The organism is Candidatus Accumulibacter vicinus, from assembly GCF_000584955.1.
Lineage (GTDB): Bacteria > Pseudomonadota > Gammaproteobacteria > Burkholderiales > Rhodocyclaceae > Accumulibacter > Accumulibacter vicinus.
Genome location: NZ_JDSS02000027.1, coordinates 181,155 through 184,218 on the forward strand (window position 1 = coordinate 181,155; position 3,064 = coordinate 184,218).

At 60.9% G+C, this 3,064-nt stretch carries 3 protein-coding genes and 1 CRISPR repeat array; all 3 genes read right to left on the reverse strand.

Annotated features, from left to right (window positions below):
* Positions 1-5 precede the first annotated feature (5 nt).
* A CRISPR array of direct repeats spans positions 6-1,053; the repeat unit is 36 nt; unit sequence GTCACAAAGCCCTATCAACGGGCAGGTCTGACGGAC.
* A gap of 208 nt (positions 1,054-1,261) precedes the next feature.
* Complete coding sequence (locus tag CAPSK01_RS13310; RefSeq protein WP_034927428.1) at positions 1,262-1,747, reverse strand: hypothetical protein; 486 nt, start codon at positions 1,745-1,747, stop codon at positions 1,262-1,264.
* Between the two features lie 343 nt (positions 1,748-2,090).
* Entirely contained in the window at positions 2,091-2,513 is a 423-nt protein-coding gene (locus CAPSK01_RS13315) for a type II toxin-antitoxin system VapC family toxin (RefSeq protein WP_034927431.1), read from the reverse strand.
* Positions 2,513-2,767: an AbrB/MazE/SpoVT family DNA-binding domain-containing protein gene (locus tag CAPSK01_RS13320; protein ID WP_034927434.1), complete on the reverse strand. Its 255-nt coding sequence runs from the start codon at positions 2,765-2,767 to the stop codon at positions 2,513-2,515. The genes CAPSK01_RS13315 and CAPSK01_RS13320 overlap by 1 nt, the downstream gene beginning before the upstream one ends.
* Between the last annotated feature and the right edge of the window lie 297 nt (positions 2,768-3,064).

Below are 3,064 nucleotides of genomic sequence, written 5' to 3' on the forward strand. Positions count from 1 at the left end.
ACGAGGTCACAAAGCCCTATCAACGGGCAGGTCTGACGGACGGCTGAACGATCCGGCAACAGGTCCGGCCGACGTAAAGTCACAAAGCCCTATCAACGGGCAGGTCTGACGGACTATGCGGAGTAGTGGCGATGCTCGCCCTCCCTATCAAGTCACAAAGCCCTATCAACGGGCAGGTCTGACGGACTGTCTTGTCCCGCACTTCGTCGCTGCGCCCAGAGAAGTCACAAAGCCCTATCAACGGGCAGGTCTGACGGACCGCATGTACGCAGGCTTGTCCTAAACCCTCACACTCGTCACAAAGCCCTATCAACGGGCAGGTCTGACGGACCCGACGAGGGAACGACCTTCACCTGGACCGCCGCCGCGTCACAAAGCCCTATCAACGGGCAGGTCTGACGGACAGAGGGTGGAGGTCATCCTGTACTAGTGTCCCGCTGTCACAAAGCCCTATCAACGGGCAGGTCTGACGGACCACCCGTCAACATTTCAGACAAGTAGGGGGACTCCGGTCACAAAGCCCTATCAACGGGCAGGTCTGACGGACCCGGAAACGGCGGCGCACCCGATCGTCGACGCCTTGCACGTCACAAAGCCCTATCAACGGGCAGGTCTGACGGACGGTGCGTTGCAACGCACCCCAACCCCAACAAAGAAGTCACAAAGCCCTATCAACGGGCAGGTCTGACGGACCCAGGTGCCCGCACTTGTCCCAAGCTCCGCTGTTGTTGTCACAAAGCCCTATCAACGGGCAGGTCTGACGGACGCAAGCCTGCCCTTGCCCTTGCAGCAGCACTTGTAGTCACAAAGCCCTATCAACGGGCAGGTCTGACGGACCTGCGTTGTCGGTCGCCGACACCAGCCCGGAATTAGGTCACAAAGCCCTATCAACGGGCAGGTCTGACGGACTCGGTGTGGATTCGGTTATCAACCACCGCCCTTGATGTCACAAAGCCCTATCAACGGGCAGGTCTGACGGACCTCGGCTCGCGCTGGCGACGGCTTCCGGCAATCAAGGTCACAAAGCCCTATCAACGGGCAGGTCTGACGGACAGTGCCTTCCGGAACCCTTGCCCTGCCTGCCTTTCCGGGGCGGAAAAGGTGAACGGGGTCAAGAACCGGGCCAATAATGCTTCCATCATCCCTCGGAAAATTCTTCCTGTACTCTTTCAATCCCTTGCAGCGGGGTGAACGTCGAAGAAACCTGTCGAATGGTCAAGGAGCGAGGCGACGGCGTCAGTCTACCACGTTCCCGCGCGCATCAGGCGTCGTCGAGATGCCAGAAACGCGGAGCAGCGGTCGTGCCACCCAGCCAGTGCGCCAGTTCTCGCGCCTGCAGGTGAATGAGCCTGCGCCACGACAGACTCTCGCCCCGCCAGCCAATGCTTCCCGCAAGCAAGCGCTCCCAGGCTCGGTAAACAAGTCCTCGCCGCCCATCGTGCAGCAGGCAGCGATCGCCCTCGGTCTGAAAGTCGTCGGGAGCGAGTTCCGACTTCAGTAGTCTGGCACTGAAGCGGTCGGTGAGCGGCCGCAGTGGTTTCAAAAACCGAAAACTGTGCCGCGTGAAGTATAAGCAAACGGCTTCCCCGGCACGGCATCGAACGACTCCAGCGCCACTTCGGCTAACCTCTGCACTGATCTCCTCGGCGCTCAGCAACTTGCCGCCAGACTCGATATGGGCCTTGCGCGCTGCCAGTGCCAGACGCCTGGCTCGCTGGTAGTCTGAATTTGAAGTGCTTTGCCGCATACGGGTTTCCTCTACATCGATTTCCGGAGAACATGCGCCGCGGCTTCGCCTATCGCGTCATATCACCCCGTGCCCCAGGTCGGCCATGACGCCGGTGCCGAGCGCGCCGAACGGCGGATTCATCGCCACCAAATCGGAAGGCTTTGCGAGTGAGATCGATCAGGCGCAAGCCTTCCAGCGCATCCTGGGCAAACAGGCGGCCCTGGTAGGTCGCCTTCGCCGCCCGGCCATAATCTCTCAGGGCGACGCACAGGTGGTCTTCGGCCCTTTGCCAGGTTCCTTGCGCACCTCGTTGACGAAGCGCTGCAGGCGATTTCTTGTGGTTTGGTCGAAGGCCATGGACTCAGCCGAATTCCAGGGTGAGGCCCAGGCGTTGTGCATTGACGCCCTGCTTGTGATCCAGGGTAGCGAAACGCTGAACTCCCAACTCCTGGGCGACGGCGATGTGCAAGGCATCGGCGCCCCGAAGCCCCTGCTCAAAATCATCCACCAGAGCCGCCGCCGCGCGGTAAGCGACCCGCGAGACGGGCGTCAAGGTCAGTCCGCCGGCGCTGAGTTGCTCGAAGAGAACGAGCACTTCCTTGGCCTGCCGGCTGAGCAGTTGGCCGATGCGGGTCTTGAGGGCAATGGCGCTGTGGAACTCGGTCAGTGTCCAGTCGGCGCTGACCAGCGTCTCGGACAGATCTTCGAACCACTGTTCCACCCGGGCCGTTCCTGTCTCCGGTGTCAACAAAGCCACCCAGACACTGGTGTCGGTGTAGATCATCAAAAACGATCGGCTTGCCGCATCGCCTCGACAACCGGTTCGCCCATGGGCAGGTTGGCGCGCAGTGCCTGCGCCTGTTTCAGAAACGCCGTTTTATCGAAGGACTCCGTCGCCATGGGTCGCAAGCGCAGATCGCCTGTTGACGTGACTTCGATTTCCAGAGCGTCACCCGCCTTGACATGCGCCTGGCGGGCACACTCGCCAGGGATGCGTACCGCCAGGCTGTTGCCCCATTTAGCCAGATGTACTTTCATGCATGGTTTCTCCACGAAGTATAGCCGCGTATCTACAGTATCACGCGGGGTCGTTTTTGACCATGACTTCGCGGGTGCAGGTTCCTTGACTCGGTCAATACCTTGCAGCGGGGTGAACGTCGAAGAAACCTGTCGAATTGTCAAGGAGCACAGCGACGGCGTCAGCCTACCATGCCCCCGCGCGCATCAGGCGTCGTCGAGATGCCAGAAACGCGGAGCAGCGGTCGTGCCGCCCAGCCAGTGCCCAGTTCTCGCGCCTGCAGGTGAATGGAGCCTGCGCCACGACAGACTCTCGCT

Excerpts from the sequence above, each read along its gene's own strand:
- CAPSK01_RS13310 (WP_034927428.1), bottom strand. The coding sequence starts at position 1,747 with ATGCGGCAAAGCACTTCAAATTCAGACTACCAGCGAGCCAGGCGTCTG.
- CAPSK01_RS13315 (WP_034927431.1), bottom strand. The coding sequence starts at position 2,513 with ATGATCTACACCGACACCAGTGTCTGGGTGGCTTTGTTGACACCGGAG.
- CAPSK01_RS13320 (WP_034927434.1), bottom strand. The coding sequence starts at position 2,767 with ATGAAAGTACATCTGGCTAAATGGGGCAACAGCCTGGCGGTACGCATC.